At 67.3% G+C, this 23,075-nt stretch carries 17 protein-coding genes and 1 pseudogene; 10 read left to right on the plus strand and 8 right to left on the minus strand.

The window, feature by feature from the left end:
• Positions 1-15: 15 nt before the first annotated feature.
• The 3 genes from C6P61_RS12325 to C6P61_RS12335 are packed head-to-tail and all read left to right on the plus strand — an operon-like array spanning position 16 to position 1,367.
• A complete protein-coding gene (locus C6P61_RS12325; protein WP_105730226.1) occupies positions 16-243 on the plus strand; it encodes a sulfurtransferase TusA family protein in 228 nt (75 codons plus the stop codon).
• 26 nt (positions 244-269) lie between these two features.
• Complete coding sequence (locus C6P61_RS12330) at positions 270-629, plus strand: CidA/LrgA family protein (protein ID WP_105730227.1); 360 nt, start codon at positions 270-272, stop codon at positions 627-629.
• A gap of 3 nt (positions 630-632) precedes the next feature.
• Entirely contained in the window at positions 633-1,367 is a 735-nt protein-coding gene (locus tag C6P61_RS12335; protein ID WP_105730228.1) for an LrgB family protein, read from the plus strand.
• 69 nt (positions 1,368-1,436) lie between these two features.
• On the opposite strand, the gene C6P61_RS12340 is transcribed toward C6P61_RS12335, so the two are convergent.
• On the minus strand, positions 1,437-2,459 hold the full coding sequence (locus tag C6P61_RS12340; protein ID WP_425319751.1) for a tRNA dihydrouridine synthase: 1,023 nt from the start codon (positions 2,457-2,459) through the stop codon (positions 1,437-1,439).
• Positions 2,460-2,469: 10 nt separating this feature from the next.
• Positions 2,470-3,384, minus strand: coding sequence for a LysR family transcriptional regulator (locus C6P61_RS12345; protein WP_105730229.1), 915 nt, complete (start codon positions 3,382-3,384; stop codon positions 2,470-2,472).
• A 160-nt stretch (positions 3,385-3,544) separates the two neighbouring features.
• Here C6P61_RS12345 and C6P61_RS12350 point away from each other — a divergent pair, with 160 nt between their 5' ends.
• Complete coding sequence (locus C6P61_RS12350; protein WP_105730230.1) at positions 3,545-4,783, plus strand: benzoate/H(+) symporter BenE family transporter; 1,239 nt, start codon at positions 3,545-3,547, stop codon at positions 4,781-4,783.
• A 150-nt stretch (positions 4,784-4,933) separates the two neighbouring features.
• The gene (locus C6P61_RS12355; RefSeq protein WP_105730231.1) at positions 4,934-5,377 is read left to right on the plus strand and encodes a universal stress protein; all 444 of its coding nucleotides are present in this window, start codon (positions 4,934-4,936) and stop codon (positions 5,375-5,377) included.
• A gap of 121 nt (positions 5,378-5,498) precedes the next feature.
• On the opposite strand, the gene C6P61_RS12360 is transcribed toward C6P61_RS12355, so the two are convergent.
• The gene (locus tag C6P61_RS12360) at positions 5,499-8,417 is read right to left on the minus strand and encodes a valine--tRNA ligase (protein WP_105730232.1); all 2,919 of its coding nucleotides are present in this window, start codon (positions 8,415-8,417) and stop codon (positions 5,499-5,501) included.
• A 205-nt stretch (positions 8,418-8,622) separates the two neighbouring features.
• On the opposite strand from C6P61_RS12360, the gene C6P61_RS12365 reads away from it, so the two are divergent.
• Positions 8,623-10,179: an ATP-binding protein gene (locus C6P61_RS12365; RefSeq protein WP_105730233.1), complete on the plus strand. Its 1,557-nt coding sequence runs from the start codon at positions 8,623-8,625 to the stop codon at positions 10,177-10,179.
• Between the two features lie 27 nt (positions 10,180-10,206).
• On the opposite strand, the gene C6P61_RS12370 is transcribed toward C6P61_RS12365, so the two are convergent.
• Positions 10,207-10,923: a pseudouridine synthase gene (locus tag C6P61_RS12370; protein WP_105730234.1), complete on the minus strand. Its 717-nt coding sequence runs from the start codon at positions 10,921-10,923 to the stop codon at positions 10,207-10,209.
• On the opposite strand from C6P61_RS12370, the gene yaaA reads away from it, so the two are divergent.
• From yaaA to C6P61_RS12385, 3 genes are read left to right on the plus strand one after another with little or no spacing between them, the layout of a single operon-like run.
• Complete coding sequence (yaaA, locus tag C6P61_RS12375; protein ID WP_105730235.1) at positions 10,922-11,698, plus strand: peroxide stress protein YaaA; 777 nt, start codon at positions 10,922-10,924, stop codon at positions 11,696-11,698. The genes C6P61_RS12370 and yaaA overlap by 2 nt on opposite strands.
• Before the next feature lie 53 nt (positions 11,699-11,751).
• On the plus strand, positions 11,752-12,621 hold the full coding sequence (queF, locus tag C6P61_RS12380; protein WP_105730236.1) for an NADPH-dependent 7-cyano-7-deazaguanine reductase QueF: 870 nt from the start codon (positions 11,752-11,754) through the stop codon (positions 12,619-12,621).
• Between the two features lie 60 nt (positions 12,622-12,681).
• Entirely contained in the window at positions 12,682-14,013 is a 1,332-nt protein-coding gene (locus C6P61_RS12385) for a ferredoxin reductase family protein (protein ID WP_105730237.1), read from the plus strand.
• Between the two features lie 61 nt (positions 14,014-14,074).
• Here C6P61_RS12385 and C6P61_RS12390 read toward each other — a convergent pair whose 3' ends face one another.
• Both C6P61_RS12390 and C6P61_RS12395 read right to left on the minus strand, forming a co-directional pair.
• Positions 14,075-16,588: a hybrid sensor histidine kinase/response regulator gene (locus C6P61_RS12390; RefSeq protein WP_105730238.1), complete on the minus strand. Its 2,514-nt coding sequence runs from the start codon at positions 16,586-16,588 to the stop codon at positions 14,075-14,077.
• A 197-nt stretch (positions 16,589-16,785) separates the two neighbouring features.
• Positions 16,786-17,978 (minus strand): annotated as a pseudogene (locus C6P61_RS12395) (Y-family DNA polymerase).
• A gap of 156 nt (positions 17,979-18,134) precedes the next feature.
• Here C6P61_RS12395 and C6P61_RS12400 point away from each other — a divergent pair.
• The gene (locus C6P61_RS12400; RefSeq protein WP_105730239.1) at positions 18,135-20,534 is read left to right on the plus strand and encodes a PAS domain S-box protein; all 2,400 of its coding nucleotides are present in this window, start codon (positions 18,135-18,137) and stop codon (positions 20,532-20,534) included.
• A 24-nt stretch (positions 20,535-20,558) separates the two neighbouring features.
• Here the strand turns inward: C6P61_RS12400 and C6P61_RS12405 are convergent, their stop codons facing one another.
• Entirely contained in the window at positions 20,559-21,482 is a 924-nt protein-coding gene (locus tag C6P61_RS12405) for a ketopantoate reductase family protein (protein ID WP_105730240.1), read from the minus strand.
• Positions 21,479-23,071 (minus strand): MFS transporter, encoded by a 1,593-nt coding sequence (locus tag C6P61_RS12410; RefSeq protein WP_105730241.1) that lies wholly within the window; start codon positions 23,069-23,071, stop codon positions 21,479-21,481. The genes C6P61_RS12405 and C6P61_RS12410 overlap by 4 nt, the downstream gene beginning before the upstream one ends.
• Between the last annotated feature and the right edge of the window lie 4 nt (positions 23,072-23,075).

Below are 23,075 nucleotides of genomic sequence, written 5' to 3' on the forward strand. Positions count from 1 at the left end.
ATGTCAGGACAAGCAATGAATGCCGATCTGGAACTCGACGCGCGCGGATTGAACTGTCCGCTGCCCATCCTCAAAGCCAAGAAGGCGCTGGCCGGCATGGAAAGCGGCCAGCTGCTCAAGGTGATCTGCACCGATGCCGGTTCGGTGCGCGACTTCCAGGCCTTTGCCAAGCAGACTGGCAACGAACTGCTGCAGCAGGACATGACCGGGCCGGATTTCGTGACCTGGCTCAAGCGGCGCTGAGCGGTTGCCGTGGACGGGAGCGGACGATGATCCAGGGCTTTAGCTGGCTGCTGCTGTTCCAGCTGGTCGGCGAATTGCTGGTGCTGGGCCTGGACTGGCCGGTGCCCGGGCCGGTGGCCGGCATGGCGCTGCTGTTCCTGGCCTTGCTCTGGCGCGGCGGTCCGGGGCGCAGGCTGGCCCAGACCTCGAGTCAGCTGCTGCAGCATCTGTCGCTGCTGTTCGTGCCGGCTGGCGCCGGTGTCGTGCTCTACGGCGCGCTGCTGGCGCGTGAAGGCTGGTCGCTGGCGCTCGCCCTGGTGGCCAGCACGCTGCTGGCGATGGCCGTGGCGGCGCTGCTGCTGCGGGTCCTGTTGCGCCGCTCCCGTCGCGGCTCCGAAGAGGGCTGAGCGATGCTGGAGCGCGCGACCCTGGTCTGGCAGCATCTGGCGGGCTCGACGCTGCTGTGGCTGGCGCTGACGCTGCTGGCCTATCAGTTCGGAGTTTGGCTGCAGCGGCGGCTGCGCGGTCATGCGCTGGCCAATCCGGTGCTGGTCGCGGTCGCGCTGCTGTCCGCCCTGTTGCTGCTCAGTGGCACTTCCTACGCCAGCTACATGAACGGCGCCGGGCTGATCCATTTCCTGCTCGGGCCGGCGACGGTCGCGCTGGCAATTCCGCTCCACGCGAACTGGCCCCGGCTCAAGAGCATGGCCGGGCCGCTGCTGCTGGTGCTGCTGGTCGCGTCCCTGGTGGCGGTGGTATCGGCCTGGGGGCTGGGTGCCTGGCTGGGCGCCGGTCCGGAGTCGCGCATCTCGCTCGCGATCAAGAGCATCACGACGCCGATCGCGATGGCGGTCACCGAGCGCCTGGGCGGACTGCCCGCGCTGACCGCGGTGCTGGTGATCGTGACCGGCATCGTTGGCGGGCTCTGCGCCGAAGCGCTCTACCGCTGGCTGCGCATCGACGACGACGCGGTGCGCGGCTTCGCGCTCGGACTGGCCGCGCATGGCCTGGGCACGGCGCGCGCCTTCCAGTTCAGCGAGCAGGCGGGCGCCTTTGCCGCGCTGGGCATGGGGCTCAACGGTCTGCTGACCTCGTTTGCCTTGCCCTGGCTGCTGCCCTGGCTCGAGCGCCTGCTGGCGCGCTGAATTCGGGCCGGCACGGGCTGGCTCTGCATGGCCGCCCTGCGTGTGGACGAGGGGGCGGGCGGACCTGGCTCAGGTGCAGGCCAGCGCGGGGTCGGGCCTGGCTGTGAGCTGCTGGTCCAGCCAGGCCTCGAGCACGCGCGGGTCGTTGACGGTGCGCAGCGCCTGGTAGGCGGCCTCGGCCTCGGGGTGACGGCGGCGCAGGTAGTTGAGCCATTGCTTGAGCCGGCCGTGACGCGCGCGCGGCTCGATGCGCTCGAGCACGCGGCGCCAGAAATGGCCCAGCAGCGGGCGCAGCTCGTCCCAGCCGGTTTCTAGCCTGCCGCCAGCCAGTCCCTGATCGGCCAGGATCGCCAGCGCCAGCCCGGGGTCGGCGACCATGCCGCGGCCCAGCATCAGGTCGGTGCAGCCCGATTCCTGCAGGCAGCGGCGCGCGTCGGCCACGCTCCAGACCTCGCCATTGGCCACCACCGGCAGCCTGACTGCCTGGCAGATGTCGGCGATCCGGCTCCAGTAGGCCGGCGGGCGGTAGCCCTGGGCTCTGGTGCGGGCATGGACCACCAGCTGATTGGCGCCACCAGCCTCGATCGCCTGGGCGCAGGCCTCGGCCCGGCTGTCGTCGTCGAAGCCGAGCCGCATCTTGGCCGATACCGGCATCGGCGCCGGTACGGCCTGGCGCACGGCCGCGACCAGGCGGTACAGCAACTCGGGGTCCTGCAGCAGCGCCGCGCCACCGCCATGGCGATTCACGACCTTGGCCGGGCAGCCGAAGTTCAGGTCGATGCCGGCCGGGCCGAGGCCGGCCAGCCGCGCGGCGTTTTCGGCCAGACAGTTCGGGTCCGAGCCCATCAACTGCGCGCGTACCGGCACGCCGGCTGCGGTGCGTCCGCCCTGGTCGAGCTCGGGCACGATGCGGCGAAAGGCGCGTTCGGGCAGCAGCGTGCCGGTGACGCGGATGAACTCGGAGACGCAGAGGTCGATGCCGCCCACGCGCGTGAGCGTGTCGCGCAGCGCGTAGTCGAGCAGCCCTTCCATGGGCGCGAGCAGGATGGCCATGATGTCGCAGTAGATCCGGGGACAGCGATTGTCCGCCATCGGCGGGTTTTCAGCCGGCGAGCTGTTCCGGCGCGCGCGCGAACAGTTCGCCTGCCCAGTCGATGAAGGCGCGCAGCCGGGCCGTCGCCTGGCGGTTGGGCGCGTAGAGCAGGTGCAGCGGCATGGCCGGCGGGCGGTGCGCGGGCAGTACCTCTTCCAGTTCGCCGCTGGCGAGCTGGCGCGCGACATGGAACAGCGGCACCTGGATCAGTCCCAAGCCGGCGCAACAGGCCGCGACATAGCCGCCACCGTCGTTGACCGCGACGCTGGCCGGCAGGTGCAGGCGCTCGACCTGGCCCGCGAGCATGAACTCGAAGGCAAAGGCCTTGCCGGTGGTGGCCGACAGGTTGTCGACCGCGTGATGTCCCTGCAGCTGCGCCAGGCTTTGCGGGCGGCTGCAGCGCTCCAGGTAGCTGCGGCTGGCGCAGGTCACCAACGGTAGGGTGGCAAGCCGCCTGGCCACCAGCGGCAGGTCGTCGTCGAGCGCGCCGATGCGCAGCACGCAGTCGACGCCCTCGCGCAGCGGGTCGATCTGGCGGTCGCTGACGCTGAGCTCGATCCGGATCTCGGGGTAGCGCCGGCAGAAGTCCGGCAGCGCCGGCATCAGCACCAGCCGGCACAGCGAGCCCGGCAGGTCGACCCGGAGCCGGCCGCGCGGCGTCCGGCTCGCCTGCGAGAACACCGCCTCGGCGTCGTCGAGGTCGGCCAGGATCGCGCTGCAGCGCTGGTAGTAGTCGCTGCCGTCCGGGGTCGGCGTGACCTGGCGCGTCGTGCGCGCGAGCAGGCGCACCCCGAGCCGGGCCTCGAGCTGCTGGATGGCCTGGGTCGCGCCCGCGCGCGTGATGCCGAGCTGCTCGGCGGCGCGGCTGAAGCTGCCGAGCTCGACGATGCGGGTGAAGAGCCGGATGGCCTCGAAGCGGTCCATGGAATTGTTATTCTGGTTTGAATGGTGTGTTGTCCAGAGACTAATTATTAAGCCTCGGGAAACAGTGATACTGCTGCCAACCGACTGCCGCGCGTCCGGGCCGATTTTCCGGGCTGGCGCAGGCATCCGTTCCTTGAGAAGCCACAGAGACGACCGCCCGATGTTGAGTCACCTTGAATCCCCCGCCGGCCGCAGTCCCGGACTGCGCCAGATCCGCTCCGATTTCGGCCTGGCCTATTTTGCCAACGGCCTGATCGGCTTCATCTTCTCGGCCACCGGGCCGGTTGCGATCATCCTGTCGGTCGGCACGCGCGGCGGGCTGAGTCCGGCCGAGCTGGCGTCCTGGATCTTCGGTGTCTTCTTTGTCAACGGCCTGCTGACGCTGGCGATGAGCTGGCGCTACCACATGCCGCTGGGCTTTGCCTGGACCATTCCCGGCACCGTGCTGGTCGGGCCGGCGCTGCAGCACTTGAGCTTTGCCGAGGTGATCGGCGCCTTCTATGCCACCAGCCTGCTGGTGCTGCTGCTGGGAATGAGCGGTTGGGTCAAGCGCCTGATGGCGGCGCTGCCGATGCCGATCGTGATGGGCATGGTGGCGGGTGTCTTCCTGCGCTTCGGCCTCGATCTGGTGCGTGCGCTGCACAGCGACGCTGCGATTGCCGCACCGATGGTGATCGCCTTCGTCGCGCTGTCGGCGCTGCCGGTCTGGGGTCGGCGGCTGCCGCCGCTGATCGGTGCGCTGCTGGTCGGTGCGCTGGCGATCGCGCTGCTCGGGCGCCTGGATACTTCGGGCCTGGACGGCTTTGCCCTGGCCCAGCCGCTGCTCCAGGCGCCGGTATGGTCGCTCGGCGCGCTGGTCGAGCTGGTGGTGCCGCTGGCCATCACGGTACTGGTGGTGCAGAACGGGCAGGGCGTCGCGGTGCTGAAGGCGGCCCGGCACGAGCCGCCGGTCAACGCGATCGCGGTCGCCTGCGGCATCGGTGCCTTTTTCAGTGCCGCCGTCGGCGCGGTCAGCAGTTGCCTGACCGGCCCGACCAATGCGCTGCTGACCTCGTCGGGTGAGCGCGGTCGCCATTACACGGCGGCGCTGACCTTCGGCAGCTTTGGCGTGCTGTTCGGCCTGATGGCGCCGACCTTCACCGGCCTGATGCTGGCCACGCCCAAGTCCTACATCATGGTGCTGGGTGGCCTGGCGATGTTGCGCGTGTTGCAAGGCGCCTTCGTCGCGTCGTTTGGTGGCGGCAGGTTCACGCTCGGTGCGCTGATCAGCCTGCTGGTGACGGTGTCGGACATCAGCCTGCTCAATATCGGTGCGGCATTCTGGGGTCTGGTGGCGGGTTTCGGCTTTTCCTGGCTGATGGAAAAAGCCGATTTCCAGCCCCCGGTCAAGGTCGGTTGAAGGCGGGCTTGACCTGCGTCAAGGAAGGTCTGAAAGCGGCAGACCTCGGCTGGCAAGCGCGTAGTAATACGCACTCGTCACCCGCCTGGCCATCGCTAGAATGAATCGAGTTTCATCATTTCACATGATTCAAAAAGAGAGGCAAGCATCATGTATCAGCACCTGTTCGTCCCCGTCGACGGTTCCGACTTGTCGCAGCGCGCCATCGACGGCAGCATTGCGCTGGCCAAGCAGCTCGGCGCCCGCATCACGGGCTTCGTCGCCGAGCCCGAACTGGCGCTGTCGGAAACCTCGCACAACCCCCAGATCTTTGCCCAGCATATCCAGGAACATGACGCCCGCAACGAGGCTCATGCCAAGTCGCTGCTGGGCCAGTTCGAGGCGCGCTGCGCCGCCGCCGGGGTCGCCTTCCAGGGCCAGCATGCGACCAACAGCAATGTCGATGACGCCATCATCGACGAGGCCGACAAGGCCGGCTGCGACATGATCGTGATGGTCACCCATGGCCGCGGCGCGGTCGGCGAGTTCCTGTTCGGCTCGCACACCAAGAAGATCGTCGCGCGCAGCAAGCTGCCGGTGTTCGTGCTGCACTGAAAAACGCGCGCCGGCCGGTATGCCGGATGCAAGAAAGGGACGCCGGGTCAGACCCCGCGTCCCTTTTTGTTTGGGCTGTCGATCCGCCGCCCAGGCCCCACGGAGCCGGCGGCAGTGGCTATCAGCCCAGGCGCTGCAGCTGCTGCTCGATCTTGGCCAGGGTGGCGCCGAAGTCGGCCAGGCGCTTTTGTTCCTGCTCGATCACGGCCGGCGGAGCCTTGGCGACGAAGGCCTCGTTCGACAGCTTGCCCTTGGCCTTGGCGATCTCGCCAGAGAGGCGCGCGGCTTCCTTGCCCAGGCGGGCCTTTTCGGCGGCGACGTCGATCTCCATGAACAGGCACAGGCGCGATTCGCCGACCACGGCCACCGGTGCGGCCTGGGCGGCCTCGGTCCAGCTGGCCTCGTCGGCAAACACCTTGACTTCGCTGAGCTTGGCCAGCGACTGCAGCACCGGCGCGATGCTCGTCAGGAAGGTGGCGTCGCCGACCGCATACAGCGGCAGGCGCTGCGCCGGCGACACGTTCATCTCGCCGCGCAGGTTGCGGCAGGCGTCCACCATGGCCTTGAGCTGCACCACATGGGCTTCGGCGGCCGCGTCGATGCGCTCAAGAGCCGCCACCGGATAGGCCGCTATGCTGACCGACTCGCCGGCGCGACCGGCGACCGGAGCCACCTTCTGCCACAGTTCCTCGGTGATGAACGGGATGATCGGGTGCGCCAGCCGCAGGAGGGTCTCGAGCGTGCGGATCAGCGTGCGACGCGTGGCGCGCTGCTGCTCAGACGTGCCGGTGTTGATCTGCACCTTGGCGATCTCGAGGTACCAGTCGCAGAACTCGTTCCAGACGAAGTCGTAGATCGCGTTGGCGACGTTGTCGAGCCGGTAGTCGGCAAAGCCCTTGGCCACCTCGGCCTCGACCCGCTGCAGGCTGGAGACGATCCAGCGGTCGCAGGCGCTGAAGTCGAGGTAGCCGCCGGTCGCGCAGGCGTCGGCGCTGTGTTCGTTCAGGCCGCAATCCTGGCCCTCGCAGTTCATCAGCACGAAGCGGGTCGCGTTCCAGAGCTTGTTGCAGAAGTTGCGGTAACCCTCGCAGCGCTTGCTGTCGAAGTTGATGCTGCGGCCCAGGCTGGCCAGCGCCGCGAAGGTGAAGCGCAGCGCGTCGGCGCCGTAGGCCGGGATGCCTTCGGGGAATTCCTTCTCGGTCTGCTTGCGCACCTTGGGCGCGGTCTCTGGCTTGCGCAGGCCGGTGGTGCGTTTGTCCAGCAGGGGCGCGAGCTCGATGCCGTCGATCAGGTCGACCGGATCGAGCACATTGCCTTCGGATTTCGACATCTTCTTGCCCTGCGCGTCGCGCACCAGGCCGTGGATGTAGACATGCTTGAACGGCACCTTGCCGGTGAAGTGGGTCGTCATCATGATCATCCGGGCCACCCAGAAGAAGATGATGTCGTAGCCGGTGACCAGCACACTGCTGGGCAGGTAGAGGTCGTAGTCCTGGGTCTTTTCCGGCCAGCCCATGGTGCTGAACGGCACCAGCGCGCTCGAGTACCAGGTGTCGAGCACGTCCTCGTCGCGCTTGAGGCCGGCGGCCAGCAGCGGCTCACGCTGCGACTCGTTGAAGCCGGCAATGCGGGCCTCGAACTGGGCCTGGGCGTCGGCCAGGTCGCGCGCGACATAGACCTGGCCTTCGGCGTCATACCAGGCCGGGATCTGGTGGCCCCACCAGAGCTGGCGGCTGATGCACCAGTCCTGGATGTTGTTCATCCACTGGTTGTAGGTGTTGACCCAGTTCTCGGGCACGAAGCTGACTTCGCCGCTGGCCACCGCATCGATGGCCTTCTGCGCGATCGACTTTCCGGTCGGGTCCTGCTCCGAGACCTTGCTCATGGCGACGAACCACTGGTCGGTCAGCATCGGCTCGACCACCTGGCCGGTGCGGGCGCAACGCGGCACCATCAGCTTGTGCTTCTTGACCTCGACCAGCAGGCCGGCGGCTTCGAGGTCGGCGACGATCTGCTTGCGGGCATCGAAGCGGTCCAGGCCGCGGTAAGCCTCGGGGCCGTGGTCGTTGATCTTGGCGTCCAGGGTCAGCACGCCGATGATCGGCAGCTGATGCCGCTGGCCGACCGCGTAGTCGTTGGCGTCATGCGCGGGCGTGACCTTGACCACGCCGGTGCCGAATTCCTTGTCGACATAGCTGTCGGCGATGACCGGGATCTCGCGTTCGCACAGCGGCAGGCGCACATACTGGCCGATCAGGTGGGCGTAGCGCTCGTCCTCGGGATGGACCATGACGGCGACGTCGCCGAGCAGGGTTTCGGGACGGGTGGTCGCGACCACCAGCTGGCCCTCGCCATTGACCAGCGGGTAGGCGATATGCCACAGGCTGCCGTCCTCTTCCTCGCTCTCGACTTCGAGGTCGGACACCGCGCTCATCAGCACCGGGTCCCAGTTGACCAGGCGCTTGCCGCGGTAGATCAGGCCCTGCTGATAGAGCTGGACGAAGGTCTCGGTCACGGCATTGGACAGCTTGTCGTCCATCGTGAAGTACTCGCGGCTCCAGTCGACGCTGTCGCCCATGCGGCGCATCTGGGTCGTGATGGTGTTGCCGGACTGCTCCTTCCACTCCCAGACCTTGGCGACGAAGTTCTTGCGCGCCTCGGCCGGGGTCGGGCCCATGTCGTGGCGGCTGATGCCTTGGCCTTGCAGCTGGCGCTCGACCACGATCTGGGTCGCGATGCCGGCATGGTCGGTGCCAGGAATCCAGGCCGTGTTGAAGCCCGCCATCCGGTGGTAGCGCGTCAGGCTGTCCATGATGGTCTGGTTGAAGGCATGGCCCATGTGCAGCGTGCCGGTCACGTTGGGCGGCGGCAGCTGGATCGCAAACGCCGGCGCTTCGGTGTTGGCAGCGCCGGTGCCACGGAAGCCCGCTGCGCCGTAGCCGCGCTGCTCCCACTCGGGGCCCCAATGGGCTTCCAGGGCCGCGGGCTCGAAGGACTTGGACAGGGATTGCAGGCCGGGTTGGGCGATGGCGTCGGTCATGGGTTCAGGAGGTTCTGGGAATCTGGGGAGGTCCGGTGCTGCGGCGGCATGGCGCAGGCGGCAGCGGAGCCTCTGTGAGCTGGGGATTTTACGGGTTGCTACTCGACCGTTGCAGTAACATCCTTGCGCATGGACCCTGAACGACTCTGGCCGCGGGAAGACTGAGGATGGACATGGGCTTTGGAGCTGCTGAACGAGAGAGAGCATGACCTCCCGTAAGAAACTGCCGATCGGCATCCAGACCTTCGCGAAGATCCGCGAGGAGGGTTGCTATTACGTCGACAAGACGCCGCAGATCCTGCGCCTGATCGAAGACGGTTCGCATTACTTCCTGAGCCGGCCGCGCCGCTTCGGCAAGAGCCTGTTGCTCGACACCATCGCAGAACTGTTCGAGGGTCGGCGCGCGCTGTTCACGGGCCTGCACGCCGAGCCGCGCTGGGACTGGTCACGCACCTTCCCGGTGATCCGCATCAGCTTTTCTGATGGCGTGCTGCACAGCCAGGCGGCCCTGCAGCAGCGCATCCGCCTGCTGCTCGCCGACAACTATGAGCGGCTGGGCCTGGAGCAGCCGCAGGGCCAGGACCTTCCCGGGCTGTTTGCCAAGCTGCTGCAGCTGGCCTGCGCCCGCGGCGGGCAGCGCGTGGTCGTGCTGGTCGACGAGTACGACAAGCCCATCCTCGACAACATCACCGAGCCCGAGGTGGCGCGCCAGATGCGGGACGGCCTGCGCGACCTGTATTCGGTCCTCAAGGGGCAGGACGCCTACATCAAGTTCGCGTTGCTCACCGGCGTCTCCAAGTTCAGCAAGGTGTCGCTGTTCTCGGGGCTCAACAACCTGCGCGACATCACGGTTTCTGCCGATTACTCGGCCATCTGCGGCTACACCGATGAGGACGTGGACCAGGTGTTCGCGCCCGAGCTGCCCGGGCTGGATCGCGACGAGATCCGGCGCTGGTACAACGGCTACAACTGGACCGGAACCAGTGTCTACAACCCGTTCGACCTGTTGCTGCTGTTCCAGGAGCGCGAGTTCAGGCCCTACTGGTTCGAGACCGGTACGCCGACCTTTCTGGTCGACCTGCTGATGCAGCGCGATACCTTCACGCCCGAGCTGGGGCAGTGGGTGACGATGGACAGCCTGCTGTCCACCTTCGATGTCGATGAGATCAGCAGCGAGGCCTTGCTGTTCCAGAGCGGCTACCTGACGATAGGCAGCCAGTTCAAGATGGGCGCGCGCACCGAGTACACGCTCAAGTACCCGAACCAGGAGGTCGAGGCCAGCCTCAACGGCGCGCTGCTGCAAGCGCTCACCGCCCGCTCGACCGAGACCGCGCGCCAGAGCGGGCGCCTGTACCGGCTGCTGCAGGCGAACGACTTTGCCGGCCTGCGAGCCCTGTTCACAGCCTTCTTCGCCAGCATCCCGAATGACTGGTACCGCAGCAATCGGATTGCGAACTACGAAGGCTATTACGCCAGCGTGTTCTACAGCCACTTCGCCGCGCTCGGACTCGATATCAGGCTGGAGGACGTGACGAACAAGGGCCGCATCGACATGGCGGTGCTGTTCAATGGCCAGGTCTACCTGTTCGAGTTCAAGGTGGTCGAGGACATGCCGCAGGGCAAGGCCTTGCAGCAGATCCGGGACCGCGGCTATGCCGAGAAGTACCGCGCGCGTGGCGAGACCATTCACCTGGTGGGTGTCGAGTTCAGCCGCGAGCAGCGCAGCGTGGTTGGCTTCGAGGTCGAGACCCTTCTGAGCTGAGCCCGGTCTGCCTGTGGCGGCGTGAATTCAGTTCCGAATTGCCGGTCCGATAGTCCAGTTGGCCCAGCGCGCCCATTCCTCGCCCGACGCGGCCTCCATCAGCAGCGGCTGGCCCGTGACCGGGTGTGTGAGTTCGAGTCGGCCCGCGTGCAGCCACAGCCGCTGCAGCCCGAGCAGCTCGGCCAGGGCCCGGTTCAGCGGCCCCTTGCCATGGGTCGCGTCGCCGATGATCGGATGCGCGATATGCTTCATGTGGCGGCGCAGCTGGTGCCGGCGTCCCGTGACGGGCTGCAGCTCGACCAGCGCGCAACGCGTGCTCGGGAAGTCGCCCTGCGCCAGCGGCAACTCGTAGCGCTCCAGCGTACGGTAATGCGTCAGCGCGTCCTGGATTTCCTCGCGTTCGGTCCGCATGTCGTCGGGCATGCGCTTGAGCGGGTGGTCGATCACGCCCGACTCTGGCGGCCAGCCGCGCACGACCGCGCGGTAGCTCTTGCGCATGGCCTCGCCGCGCTCGAAGGCCAGTCCCAGCGCGCGCGCCGTGGCGGCATCGAGCGCGAACAGCAGCACGCCGCTGGTGCCCTTGTCTAGCCGGTGCACCGGCCAGACCGGTCGGCCGATCTGGTCGCGCAGCAGCTGCAGCGCAAAGCGTGTTTCGCCAGCGTCCAGCCCGGTGCGGTGCACCAGCAGTCCCGGCGGCTTGGCCACCGATACCAGATAATCGTCGCGATAAAGGATGGTCAGCATGTTGTTCCTATTGTCCCCGGCCAAGGCGCTGGATTACGAAACCCCGCCCGTCAGCGCCACCCATACCCAGCCGCTGTTCGTGCCGCAGGCGGCCGAACTGATCGAGGTGTTGCGCCAGCAGTCGCCGCAGCAGATCGCCGAGCTGATGGACCTCAGCGATGCGCTCTCTAGCCTCAACGTCGCGCGCTACCAGGCCTGGAGCCCGGAGTTCACGACCGCGAACGCCAAGCAGGCCGTGCTGGCCTTCAACGGCGATGTCTACGAGGGCCTGGAAGCCAAGTCGCTCAATGAGGCCGAGCTCGGCTGGCTGCAGGACCATGTCTGCATCCTGAGCGGACTCTACGGCGTGCTGCGCCCGCTCGACCTGATGCAGCCCTACCGGCTCGAAATGGGCACCCGGCTGGCAACACCCAAGGGCAAGAACCTGTACCAGTTCTGGGGCTCCCAGATCGCAGATTATCTGAACCAGCGCGCCGCTGCCGACGCCAGCCCGCTGATCGTCAACCTCGCGAGCGAGGAGTACTTCAAGTCGGTCGACAAGAAGGCCTTGAAGCCGCGCATCGTGAGCTGTGTGTTCGAGGAATTCAAGGGGGATAAGTACAAGGTGATCAGCTTCGCGGCCAAGCGCGCGCGCGGCCTGATGGTGCGCTACGCCGTCGCGCAACGCGCGCTCTCGGTCGAGCAGCTCAAGGGCTTCGATCTCGAAGGCTACCAGTATGTGGCGGCTGCTTCCGAGCCGGACCGGCTGGTATTCCGCCGCGAGCCGCAGCGCTGAGCGGCCCCGTATTCGCGCACACCCGTATCCCGCTGCATCCAAGGTACCCAGACATGACCGAATCCCAGCACCCCAGCCAGCACCAGCCCGAGCAGTCCCAGCTCGGCAAGACCTCGGCCTATGCCGACCAGTACGACCCGAGCCTGCTGTTTCCGCTGCCGCGCCAGACCAAGCGCGACGAGATCGGCATCAGCGCCACGCCGCCCTTCCTGGGCGCCGATCTCTGGACCGCCTACGAGCTGAGCTGGCTCAATCCGCGCGGCAAGCCGCAGGTCGCGATCGCGCAGGTCACCGTGCCCTGCGAGTCGCCCAACATCATCGAGAGCAAGTCGTTCAAGCTCTACCTCAACAGCTTCAACAACAGCCGCTTCGACGATGGCCAGGCGGTGCTGGATCGCCTCAAGGCCGATCTGTCAGAGGCGATCTGGCGCGGCAGCGAGCGCCGGGGCTCGATCGGCGTCAAGCTGCTGACGCCAGCGCAGTTCGAGCAGGAAAAGATCCGCGAGCTCGACGGTCTGAGCCTGGACCGGCTCGATGTCGAATGCACGCATTACCAGCCGGCCCCTGAGCTGCTGCGCGCCGACGCGACCCAGCCGCCCGTGACCGAGACCCTGGTCAGCGATCTGCTGAAAAGCAACTGCCTGGTGACGGGCCAGCCCGACTGGGCCAGCGTGCGCATCAGCTACACCGGCGCACCGATCGACCAGGAGCGGCTGCTGCAGTACCTGGTGAGCTTTCGCAACCACAACGAGTTCCACGAGCAATGCGTCGAGCGCATCTTCATGGACCTCTGGACCCGCTGCAAGCCGGTCAAGCTCAGCGTCTACGCGCGCTACACGCGGCGCGGCGGGCTCGACATCAACCCCTGGCGCAGCAGCCAGCCGCAGCAGCCGCCGGCCAATGTGAGGACGGCAAGGCAGTAACCACGCGGCAGTTCCTGGGGGTTCATCGCGGGTTCAGGTTTTGATGCCTATCATCGTGACATGAAGAATATCCAGAGAACCCTGATCGGTCTGTTGTTGGGCCTGACCGCCCTGTGGCTGCTGGCCGAATCGGCCGCGCTGCCGCTGACCCAGGGTCTGTTCCCCTGGCGCACCCTGCTGGTCCAGTACTCGGGCCTGCTCGGCATGGGCGTCATGAGTGCCGCGATGCTGCTCGCGGTGCGCCCGGCCTGGCTCGAGCACCGGCTGCACGGCCTCGACAAGATGTACCGGCTGCACAAGTGGCTCGGCATCGCGGGCCTGGTGCTGGCCCTCCTGCACTGGCTCATTTCGCAGGGGCCCAAGTGGCTGATCGGGGCCGGGCTGCTCGAGCGGCCGGTGCGCGGGCCGCGCCCGCTGCTGACCGATCCGGTGCTGGCCTTCCTGCAGAGCCAGCGCGGCCTGGCCGAGGACCTGGGCGAAAAGGCCTTCTACCTGGCGGTGGCGCTGATCGCGCTGGCCTTGATCAAGCGCTTTCCCTACCGGCATTTCTTCCGCACCCACCGCTGGATCGCGCTGGCCTATCTGGTGCTGGTCTGGCATTCGATCGTGCTGACGAGCTTTGGCTACTGGCTGCAGCCGGTCGGCGTCCTGCACGGCCTGCTGCTGGCGGGCGGTACGGTCGCGGCGCTCATCAGCCTGACGCGGCGCATCGGCGTGCGGCGCAAGGCGGTCGGCGAGATCGAGCAGCTCGAGTACCTGGAAGGCGTCAAGGTCAACGCGGTATCGATCCGGCTCAAGAGCCAATGGGCCGGTCATGAGCCGGGCCAGTTCGCCTTCGTGACCTTCGACGAGCGCGAGGGGGCGCACCCGTTCACGATCTCGTCGGCCTGGCAGGACGATGGCCGGCTGATGTTCCTGATCAAGGCGCTGGGTGACTACACGCACAGCCTGGCCGCCAGCCTCAAGCTGGGCGACACGGTCACGGTCGAGGGGCCTTATGGCCGTTTCCAGTTCGATGGCCCAGCCCGGCGCCAGATCTGGATCGGTGGCGGCATCGGCATCTCGCCCTTCGTCGCGCGTCTCAAGCAGCTGGCTCAGCAGTCAGACGGCCGCGAGATCGACCTGTTTCATGCCACCTCGGAGGTCGATGAGACCGCCTTGCAGCGACTGCAGCAGCACGCCCAGGCCGCTGGCGTGCGCCTGCATCTGCTGATCAGCGGCCGCGACGGCCGGCTGACCGGCGAGCGGTTGCGTGCGCTGGTGCCCGACTGGCAGCAAGCCGAGCTCTGGTTCTGCGGCCCGGCGGCGTTCGGCGACGCGATCCGCACCGACCTCTGCGCCCAGGGCCTGCCGGCGGCACGCTTCCACCAAGAACTGTTCGAGATGCGCTGAGCGCTCGGCGCTTGGCCGCCGCATTGACTGCAGCGAGTCCAAGCCTGGGCTGGCCGAGCGCCTAGGCCTGCATCGTGCCGTGTTCCAGCGCCGTCGCCACCTCGCTCAGCAGCGCGCCGAGTTCCTGTTCGAATGCGGCCTGCAAGCCGGTGTCCTGCCGCTGCAGGTCCTGCTCGAACTGCTGGGCCAGCTGATGCAGCGCATCGGCCCCCAGGGTGGGCGCGAGTCCCTTCAAGGTATGGACCAGCCGGATGGCCTGCTCGAACTGTTGTTGCTCCAGGGCCGCGTGCAGTTGCGCGGGGGCTGACGCGAAGTCCTGCTGGAAGCGCGCCAGCACCTGCTGCAGCAGTTCATGGTCGCCGCCCAGCTGTTCGGCCGCGTGCGCCAGCCGCAGGCGGGTGGTTCTGGCTGCGGGCGCGACGACGGGCTCTGCCGGAATGGCGGGGGTGGGCGTGGCGCTGACCTGCTGCGCGGGAATCCATTGGCGCAGCACGGTGGCGAGTTGTTGGCGGTCGATCGGCTTGGCGACATGATCGTTCATGCCGGCGGCTTCTGCCGCTTGCCGGTCCTTGTCCATGGCGGCGGCGGTCAGCGCGATGATCGGGCTGCGGTTGCCGCTGGCGCGGATGGCCCGGGCGGCGGCAAAGCCGTCCATGCCAGGCATCTGCAGATCCATCAGGATGGCAGCGAAGGACTTGCCGGCTGCCTGCTCGACGGCAGCTTGCCCATTGTCGGCGCTCTCGACTTCCAGCCCCATCCGGCTCAGGTAGGCGCGCGCCACCAGCAGGTTGGTCGGGTTGTCGTCGACCAGCAGCACGCGCTCACCTGCGAAATTGATCTGGACCGGATCGGTCGCCAGCGCGGGCGGCGCTGTGGCAGCCGTCCCGGCCGGCTGCAGGCCCAGGCGGGCCGTGAAGCAGAAGACGCTGCCCTGGCCGGGAGCGCTGGTGGCCCATATCTTGCCTTTCATCAGCTCGACCAGTCGCTTCGAGATGCTCAGACCCAGGCCGGTGCCGCCGTACTGGCGCGTTGTCGACAGGTCAGCCTGGGTGAAGGCTTCGAACAGCTGATCGAGCTGCTCCGGCGCGAGTCCGATCCCACTGTCGCGCACCGACACCTGGATCTGCGCGGCCTGCTCGGTTTGCTCGAGCAAGTCCACCTTGACCTCGATCCCGCCCTGGCGCGTGAACTTCAGCGCATTGCCGACCAGGTTGTTGATGACCTGCAGCAGCCGCAAGGGGTCGCCCAGCACCACCGCCGGCAGCCGGGGGTCGAGCTCGAAGCGCAAGTTCAAATCCTTTTCCTCGGCCTGGATCTCGAACAGGGCGCGCGACTTGGCCAGCACTTCGCCCAGGTTCAACGGTACCGATTCCAGCTGCATGTGGCCGGCCTCGATCTTGGAGTAGTCGAGGATGTCGTTCAGCACCCCGAGCAAGGCGGTGCCGGCCAGATGAATCTTCTGCAGATGATCGCGCTGGTGCGGGCTCAGTTCGGTTTCGAGCAGCAGGTGGGTCAGGCCGATCACCGCGTTCATCGGCGTGCGGATCTCGTGGCTCATGTTGGCCAGGAACAGGCTCTTGGCCTCGTTGGCGCTGACGGCCTGCTCCTTGATGCCCTGGAGCTCGCGCGTGACCCGGGTTACCCTGACCAAGCTGTTCTGCGAGCGCCGCAGCAGGATGAAGAACAGCAGTATCGCGGCGCTGGTCAGCCAGGCGACGCCGATCACGACATTGCGGTAATGCCGATAGGGCTCGAGCACATCCTCCATCGGTTCCGCGCTGACCAGGGTCACGCCATAGTCGGACAGCTTGTAGTAGCCGCCGATCTCTTCGAACCGGGTTTGCGGGTCGTAAAACCGGAAATTGCCCGTCTGCGGTGCTGCCGGGTCGAGATAGGCCGCCTGCACCCGCTGGTTGTACATCGACTCGTCCGCCGGATTGATGGCCATGATCTCGCCGCTGTTGCGCACGATCTTGAGCTGGTTCCGGTGGTCGGAGAAAATCTGTTCCGAGAATTTCGAGAAGAATTCCGGTGCAATCGACAGCACCAGCACGCCCTCGAATTGGCCGTTCCTGAAGATCGGGCGTGTCAGCTGGACCGACCATTTGCCCGAAACCTTGCCCCTCAAGGGCTTGCTGATGAACAGGCGGTCCTGATGCGGCGCATCGGCATGGACCCGGAAATGTTCGCGCTCACTCAGGTCGACCACGGTCTGCGGTTTGCTGAGGTTGGAGAACTGCATCATGCCCTGGCTGTCGATGACGGCGACCTGGAACACCAGGTCGTCGATCATGTTCTGGTGATGCTGCACATGCTCGGCGAACTTCATCCAGTCGCCTTGCCATTCCTCGCGGGCGTCGAGAATGAAGGAGTTCAGTCGCTTGATGGTCGACAGGCTGTACTCGGAAAAGATATGGGCGTTCTTTGCCGTGCGCAACTCCGATTCCTGGATGAAGGCCTGCTTGCTGCGCTGAATCTCGTAGATCGCGGTGGCCCAGATCATCAACAGGATGATGATGACGGTCAGCGTCGTTTGCCGGCGCAGTTTCAGGTTGGAGGAATGGATGACCTTCATGTTCGTAGGGCGGCAATCACCTGGCAGCAAGATCAACGGTCGCGGCAACCAGGCAGAGGGTTGATCCTGATCGCTGATCGGAAGAAGCGTTTGTCCTGCTGCAAACCTTCCAAAAAAGCAAATATTGTACCCGCTGTCTGGGTGCAAACCCTTGAAAATCAAAGCAGTTCGGGTTCTCCTGATCGCCAGCCAAGCTGCTAGAACAGAGACAAGCTGTCGCCTGCTTTGGGCTCTCCGGCTGGTCCCGCTTGTCCCACTGCTCCCGCACTCGCCAGTTCGTCAGCTCGCGCCAGGTGCCCGACCCTGACCCCGAGCAGGCGCAGCCGGCGCGTCAGGTCGACCCGCTTGAGGCATCGGCCCGCGAGGCGGCGGATCTCGCGTGCGTCGGCGCTGTACTGCTCGACGGTCAGCTCGCGCGTGACTGACTGGAAATCGTCGTAGCGCAGCTTGATGCCGATCGTGCGCCCGACATAGCCCTTGGCGCTCAGGTCGGCCGCGACCTGCTGGCACAGGCGGGTCAGGATGGCGCCGAGCTCGGCCTTGTCGTGCACGGCATGCAGGTCGCGCTCGAAGGTGGTCTCGCGGCTCATGCTGACGGGCTCGCTGTGCGTGACGACCGGACTGTCGTCGCGGCCCCAGGCGGCCTCGTGCAACCAGGCACCATGGCTGGGGCCAAAGCGCTCGATCAGGGCCTGGCAGGGTTGGGCGGCCAGCTCGCCGATGGTGTGGATGCCCAGCGCCTGCAGCTTCTCGTCGGTCTTCGGGCCGATGCCGTTGATCTTGCGGCAAGGCAGCGGCCAGATCAGGCGCTGCAGGTCGGACTCGTGGATGATCGAGATCCCGCCCGGTTTCTGGAACTCGCTGGCCATCTTGGCCAGCAGCTTGTTGGGCGCGACGCCGATCGAGCAGCTCAGCCCGGTGGCGTCGAGGATGCCGCGCTGGATCAGCCGCGCCAGCACCCGTCCGCCTTCGCGCTGGCCGCCCGGCACCGCGGTGAAGTCGATGTAGTCACCTCGTCGATGCCGCGATCCTCCATCAGCGGCGCGATCTCGCGGATCACGGCCTTGAAGGCGCGCGAGCAGCGCCGGATCTCGTCGAAGTCGACCGGCAGCAGGATGGCGTCGGGACAGAGCTTGGCAGCCTTCATCAGTCCCATCGCCGAGCCGATGCCGAACTGGCGCGCGGCATAGGTCGCCGTCGTGATGACGCCGCGCCCGGCATAGTCGCGCAAGCGCGGGAAGTCGGCCAGCGGGATCTCGGCCAGCGGCAGGCCGGCATGCGTGGCCAGCAGCGCATCGTCCTCGCGCCGGCGTCCGCCGCCTATCACCAGCGGCAGGCCCTTGAGCTGCGGATAGCGCAGCAGCTCGACCGACGCGAAAAAGGCGTCCATGTCGAGGTGGGCGATGCGGCGGGGCAGGGCGGTGGAGCTCACAGCGGCATTGTCGCGCGGCCGCTACAGCCGGCTCGATCCGGACGACTTCTCAAAACATGAATAAATCGTCAAGATGCACCAAATGGGAACAGAACAGGGACAGGGAGAAAACTCATGCCAGACCCGATAGTGGCGGCGTGCCAGCTTGAGCAGCCCGATGGCAATCTGCTGTTTGCTTCGCTGCCGATTGGCATCGTGATCCTGAATCCGGCTGGCGAGGTCATGGCCACCAATCCGGCGGCCGAAACCATCCTGGGGCTGGGCGTCCAGCCCTTGCGTGGCTGGCTGGCTGCCGACTCGCGCTGGGAGGTCGTGCATGAGGACGGATCCCCCTTCCTGCCCGCCGAGTATCCGGCCCGGCTCGCGCTCGCGACCGGCCAGACCGTCCAGCATGCCGTCATGGGCCTGCGCGACCGGCAGCAGGACCGCCTGTGCTGGCTCCGGATGCAGGCGGTCCCGATCCGCGACGGCCAGGGCGGCGGTCTGCTCGGGGTCTATTCGCTGTTCGAGGACATCACCGAGCAGCGACAGGCCCGGATCGAGCTCAACGCGGCCCGTGCCGCCGCCGCTCAGCGCGAGATCGATGAGCGGCTGCGGCAGGCCGCCCAGGCCACGAAAATGGTCGAGTCCGAGCGCGAGCGCTATTTCCGCTTCTTCAATTCCGCCACGGTCCTGATGGTGATCGTGGGGGCCGACGGCATCGTCAAGCTCGCCAACCCCGCCGTCAAGCGGATGCTGGGCTACGAAGCGGCCGATTTCGTCGGCCGCTCCTATCTCGAGCTGATCCACCCGGATGACCGGCTGGCCTCGCAGCAGGCCGCCCGGGCGGTGCATGAGGGCTGCACGAGCGCGGAAGGTTTTGTCAACCGCTATCTGTGCCAGGACGGTAGCGTACGCTGGCTGTCCTGGAACTCGGTCTTCAGCTCGCAGGAGAACCTGTTCTATGCGGTGGCGCGCGACATCACCGAGAGCCGCCAGGCCGAAGAGGCGCTGCGCGCCGCGTCTAACTACGCCCGCAGCTTGCTCGAGGCCAGCCTGGACCCGCTGGTCACGATCAGCCCGCAGGGCAAGATCACCGACGTCAACCGGGCCACCGAGACCGCTACCGGCCTGGGCCGCGCGGCACTGATCGGCAGCGATTTCTCGGACTACTTCACCGATCCCGACAAGGCGCGCAGTGGCTACGAACAGGCCTTTGAGCAGGGGCAGGTCAGCGACTATCCGCTGGTGCTGCGTCATGTGGAGGGCCGGGAAACCGAGGTGCTCTACAACGCCAGCGTCTACCGTGACGAGCTGAACCGGATCTGCGGCGTCTTTGCCGCGGCGCGCGATGTCACGCGCATCAACGCGATTGCCAAGGACCTGGCACGTTACCGGGATCACCTCGAGGAGCTGGTCGGACAGCGCACGCGCGAGCTCGAAGCCGCCAAGCTCGCCGCCGAGGCCGCCAACCAGGCCAAGAGCGCCTTCCTGTCGAACATCAGCCACGAGCTGCGCACGCCGATGAACGCCATCATGGGCTTGAGCTATCTGCTGCTGCAGGGCTGCCTGGGGCAGCAGCAGCAGGAGCAGCTCAAGGCGCTGCAGCTGGCCAGCCGGCAGCTGCAGTCGCTGATCGAGGACATCCTGAACTACACCCGGGTCGACAGCGGCGCCCTGCATACCGCGCAGCAGGACTTCGAGCTCGACGGCGTGCTCGAGACCATCGCGGCCCGCCTGCGCGAGCGCGTCGTCGCCAAGGGCCTCGAGCTGACCATCGAGGTGGCGCCCGATGTGCCGCATCGGCTCTCAGGCGACCCGGTCCAGATCGGCCAGGTCCTGCACAAGCTGGCAGACAACGCGGTCAAGTTCACCGACACCGGCGGAGTCAAATTGGCGGTCCTGCGCGATGCCCGTCCGGCGCAGGGGGGGCAGGATGCAGCGAGCACCTGGCTGCGCTTCGAGGTCAGCGACACCGGCATCGGGCTCGACGCCGCCGATCAGTGCCATCTGTTCGACAGCTTCCAGCAGGTCGACGACGGCCTGACGCGCCGTTACGGCGGTACCGGCCTGGGGCTGGCGATCGCGCGCAAACTGGTCGAGCTGATGGGGGGGAAGATCGGCGTCGAGAGCCAGAAGGGGCAGGGCAGCCGCTTCTGGTTCAGCCTGCCGCTCGGGCTGGCCGATCCGGCCGGATGTCCGCTGGCAGCAGCGGGCTGCGCTGCGGCGCCGCCGCCCGCTGATCCGGCCTGGGCCGAGCCGGCGTGCGATCAAGCCGTTGACGGCTCGACGGATGAACCGGCTGATAGCCTGGCTGTGGCGACTGCTGCAGTCGATCGGATGCAATGGCAGCAACTGCACGGCCGGCTTGCCCAGCTGCTGCGCGAGGACGATGCGGGCTCGATCCCGCTGTGCGAACAGCATGCCGCCTTGTTGCAGCAGGCGCTGGGGCCACGTTACGCGCCCTTGATGCAGGCGGTGCGGGGCTTCGATTTCGAGGCGGCATTGGGCCAGCTCGGCGGGCTTGAGTCCTGAGCCGCCTGGGCGGCCTCACAAGGCTCAGTCGGCTCGGTGGTCGGCCGGGTCGCCGCCGGGCGGGGCTTCGAGCAGTTTGACCAAGCCGTGCAGCGCGCGATTGACCGGCGTCGGCACCCCAAGCGCCGCGCCACGGCGCACCACATAGCCGTTGAGCTGGTCGATCTCGCTGCGCCGCCCGCGCGCGAGGTCCTGCGCGGTCGATGACTGCTGGGTCGGCATCGCGTCGGCCAGCGCGCGCACCTGCGGCCAGAGGTCGGCGGGCAGAGGGATGCCTTCGGCGTGCGCGACCGCCAGGCATTCGGCCACCGCCTCGCGCATCGTGGCCTCGATGCCCGGTCCCTGGATCATGCGGCCGTAGGGCAGGCGCGAGATCGCCGACAGCGCGTTGTAGGCGCAGTTGACGACCAGCTTGGACCATTGCGCCGCGCGCAGATCGGCCAGTACCTGCACCGGCACGCCAGCGTCGGCAAAGCTCGTCGCGATAGCCTCGCTGTCCGGCCCGGCGCCGATCACGAGCTCGCCCCGGCCGTGGTGGCGCAGATGGCCGGGGCCGGCCAGCTCGACCGCGGCATAGACCAGCACCGGCTGCACCCGATGGCGCGGCAGCAGGGCCTGCAGCCGTTCGGCATTCTCCAGGCCGTTCTGCAGGCTCAGCACCAGGGCTTGGTCGCGCAGATAAGGCGAGATGGCGGCAGCCGCCGCCTCGGTGTCGTTGGACTTGACGCAGCACAGCACCCAGTCGGCATCAGCCACTGCGGCGGGATCGACGCTGGCGCGCATCGGCACCCATTCATCGAAGGCCAGTGTCTGCAGGCGCAGGCCGTCGCGCAAGACGGCGGCGACATGGCTGGCGCGTCCGATCAGCGTGACGGCATGACCGGCGCGCGCCAGCAGGCCGCCGTAATAGCTGCCCACGGCGCCGGCGCCCATGATGGCGATCTTCATTTGACGGTGCTCTCCATCAGGCAGCGCGTGACGCGCGGCGGTTCGGGCCCGAGCTGGAAGGCCAGCTTGCGCGCGTGCAGTTCGGCGTCGGCGGCGGTGACGCGCTCGAAGCGGCGCAGATGGTCGGTCCAGGATTCGTCGGTGACCAGCTCCAGGAAGCGGCCCGGGTCCTCGAGGTCGTGCAGCAGCTCCCAGGACAGCGCGCCCTGGCGCAGCCGGCTCGGACGGCTCTCGCTGAACATCAGGGCGCGGAATTCAGTTGCCCGGGCCGGGTCGATCCGGTACTCGATCATCACGCTGACCCGGCCCGCGCTCGCCGGTCCCGGATGCTGCGGCGCCTGGAAGATGCGCTGCGGTGTCAGGTCGGCCGCCTGGCCGCTGTCGGGCAACAGGCGGTTGGTCAGCCACATCGTCAGCGCGCCGGTGCCGGCGGCGATGACCAGGCTGGTCGGCACATTGGTCCAGGTCGCGATCTGGCCCCAGAGCGCAGCACCGCTGGCGCTGGCACCCATGATGGCCATCTGGTACATCGACATGCCGCGCGCGCGCACCCAGTCCGGCAGTCCGAGCTGGATCGACACGCTCAGGCTGTTGGCGGTGGTGATCCAGGCCGCTCCGCCCAGCAGCATGGCCGGCACCGCGATCCAGAGCTGGTCGGTCCAGGCCATCACGGCCATCGTGCCGGCCTGCAGCCAGGCGCCGCGCAGCACCAGCGCGTCGCGCGCATAGCGTCGCCGCAGTCGCGGCAGCAAGGCGGTCGAGCCGATGGCGCCGGCGCCCATCGAAGCCAGCAGCAGCGTGAAGGTCGCGGCATCGCCGCCTTGCATGCCATGCGCCACCAGCGGCAGCAGCGCCATCAGGCCGGTCGAGTGGAAGAAGAAGATCCAGATCCGCAGCAGCACGCCCTTGAGCTGGCGCGACTGGGCGATGTACTGCAGCCCGACCCGCATCGCGGTGCCCAGGCGCTCGCGCCCGAGCGGATGCGGCTTGTGTTCGCGCTTCCAGCGGCTGATCACGACCGCCGCCAGCAGCGACAGCAGCGCGTTGAGCGCGAATACCCAGGCGCTGCCGGCGGCAGCGATGATGGCGCCGGCCATCAGCGGCCCCATGATGCGCGAGGCATTCATCGACACCCCGTTGAGCGCCAGCGCCGCTGGCAGCTGCGGCCGCGGCACCAGCTCGGGCACGATGGCGGCGAATACCGGCCAGCGCATCGCCAGCCCGATGCCGTTGGCGAACACCAGCGCCAGCAGCAGCGGCGGCGTCATGGCGCCGAAGAAGACGACCGCGCTCAGCAGCGTGGCGACGGCGGCGATCCAGAGCTGGGTCGTCAGGAAGTATTTCTTGCGGTCGAGGCTATCGGCCAGCGCGCCGCTGGGCAGGCCGAGCAGGAACACCGGCAGCGTGGCGGCGGTCTGCACCAGCGCGACCCAGATCGGCGTCTGGGTCAGCGAGGTCATCATCCAGGCCGCGGCGACATCGTTCATCCACATGCAGAGGTTGGCGACCAGCCAGGTGGACCAGAGCATGCGGAATATGGGTTGGCGAAACGGCGCCAGCGGAGAGAGGTCTTGATCGGTTGTCGCCATCTGT

This window comes from Malikia spinosa (genome assembly GCF_002980625.1).
Lineage (GTDB): Bacteria > Pseudomonadota > Gammaproteobacteria > Burkholderiales > Burkholderiaceae_C > Malikia > Malikia spinosa.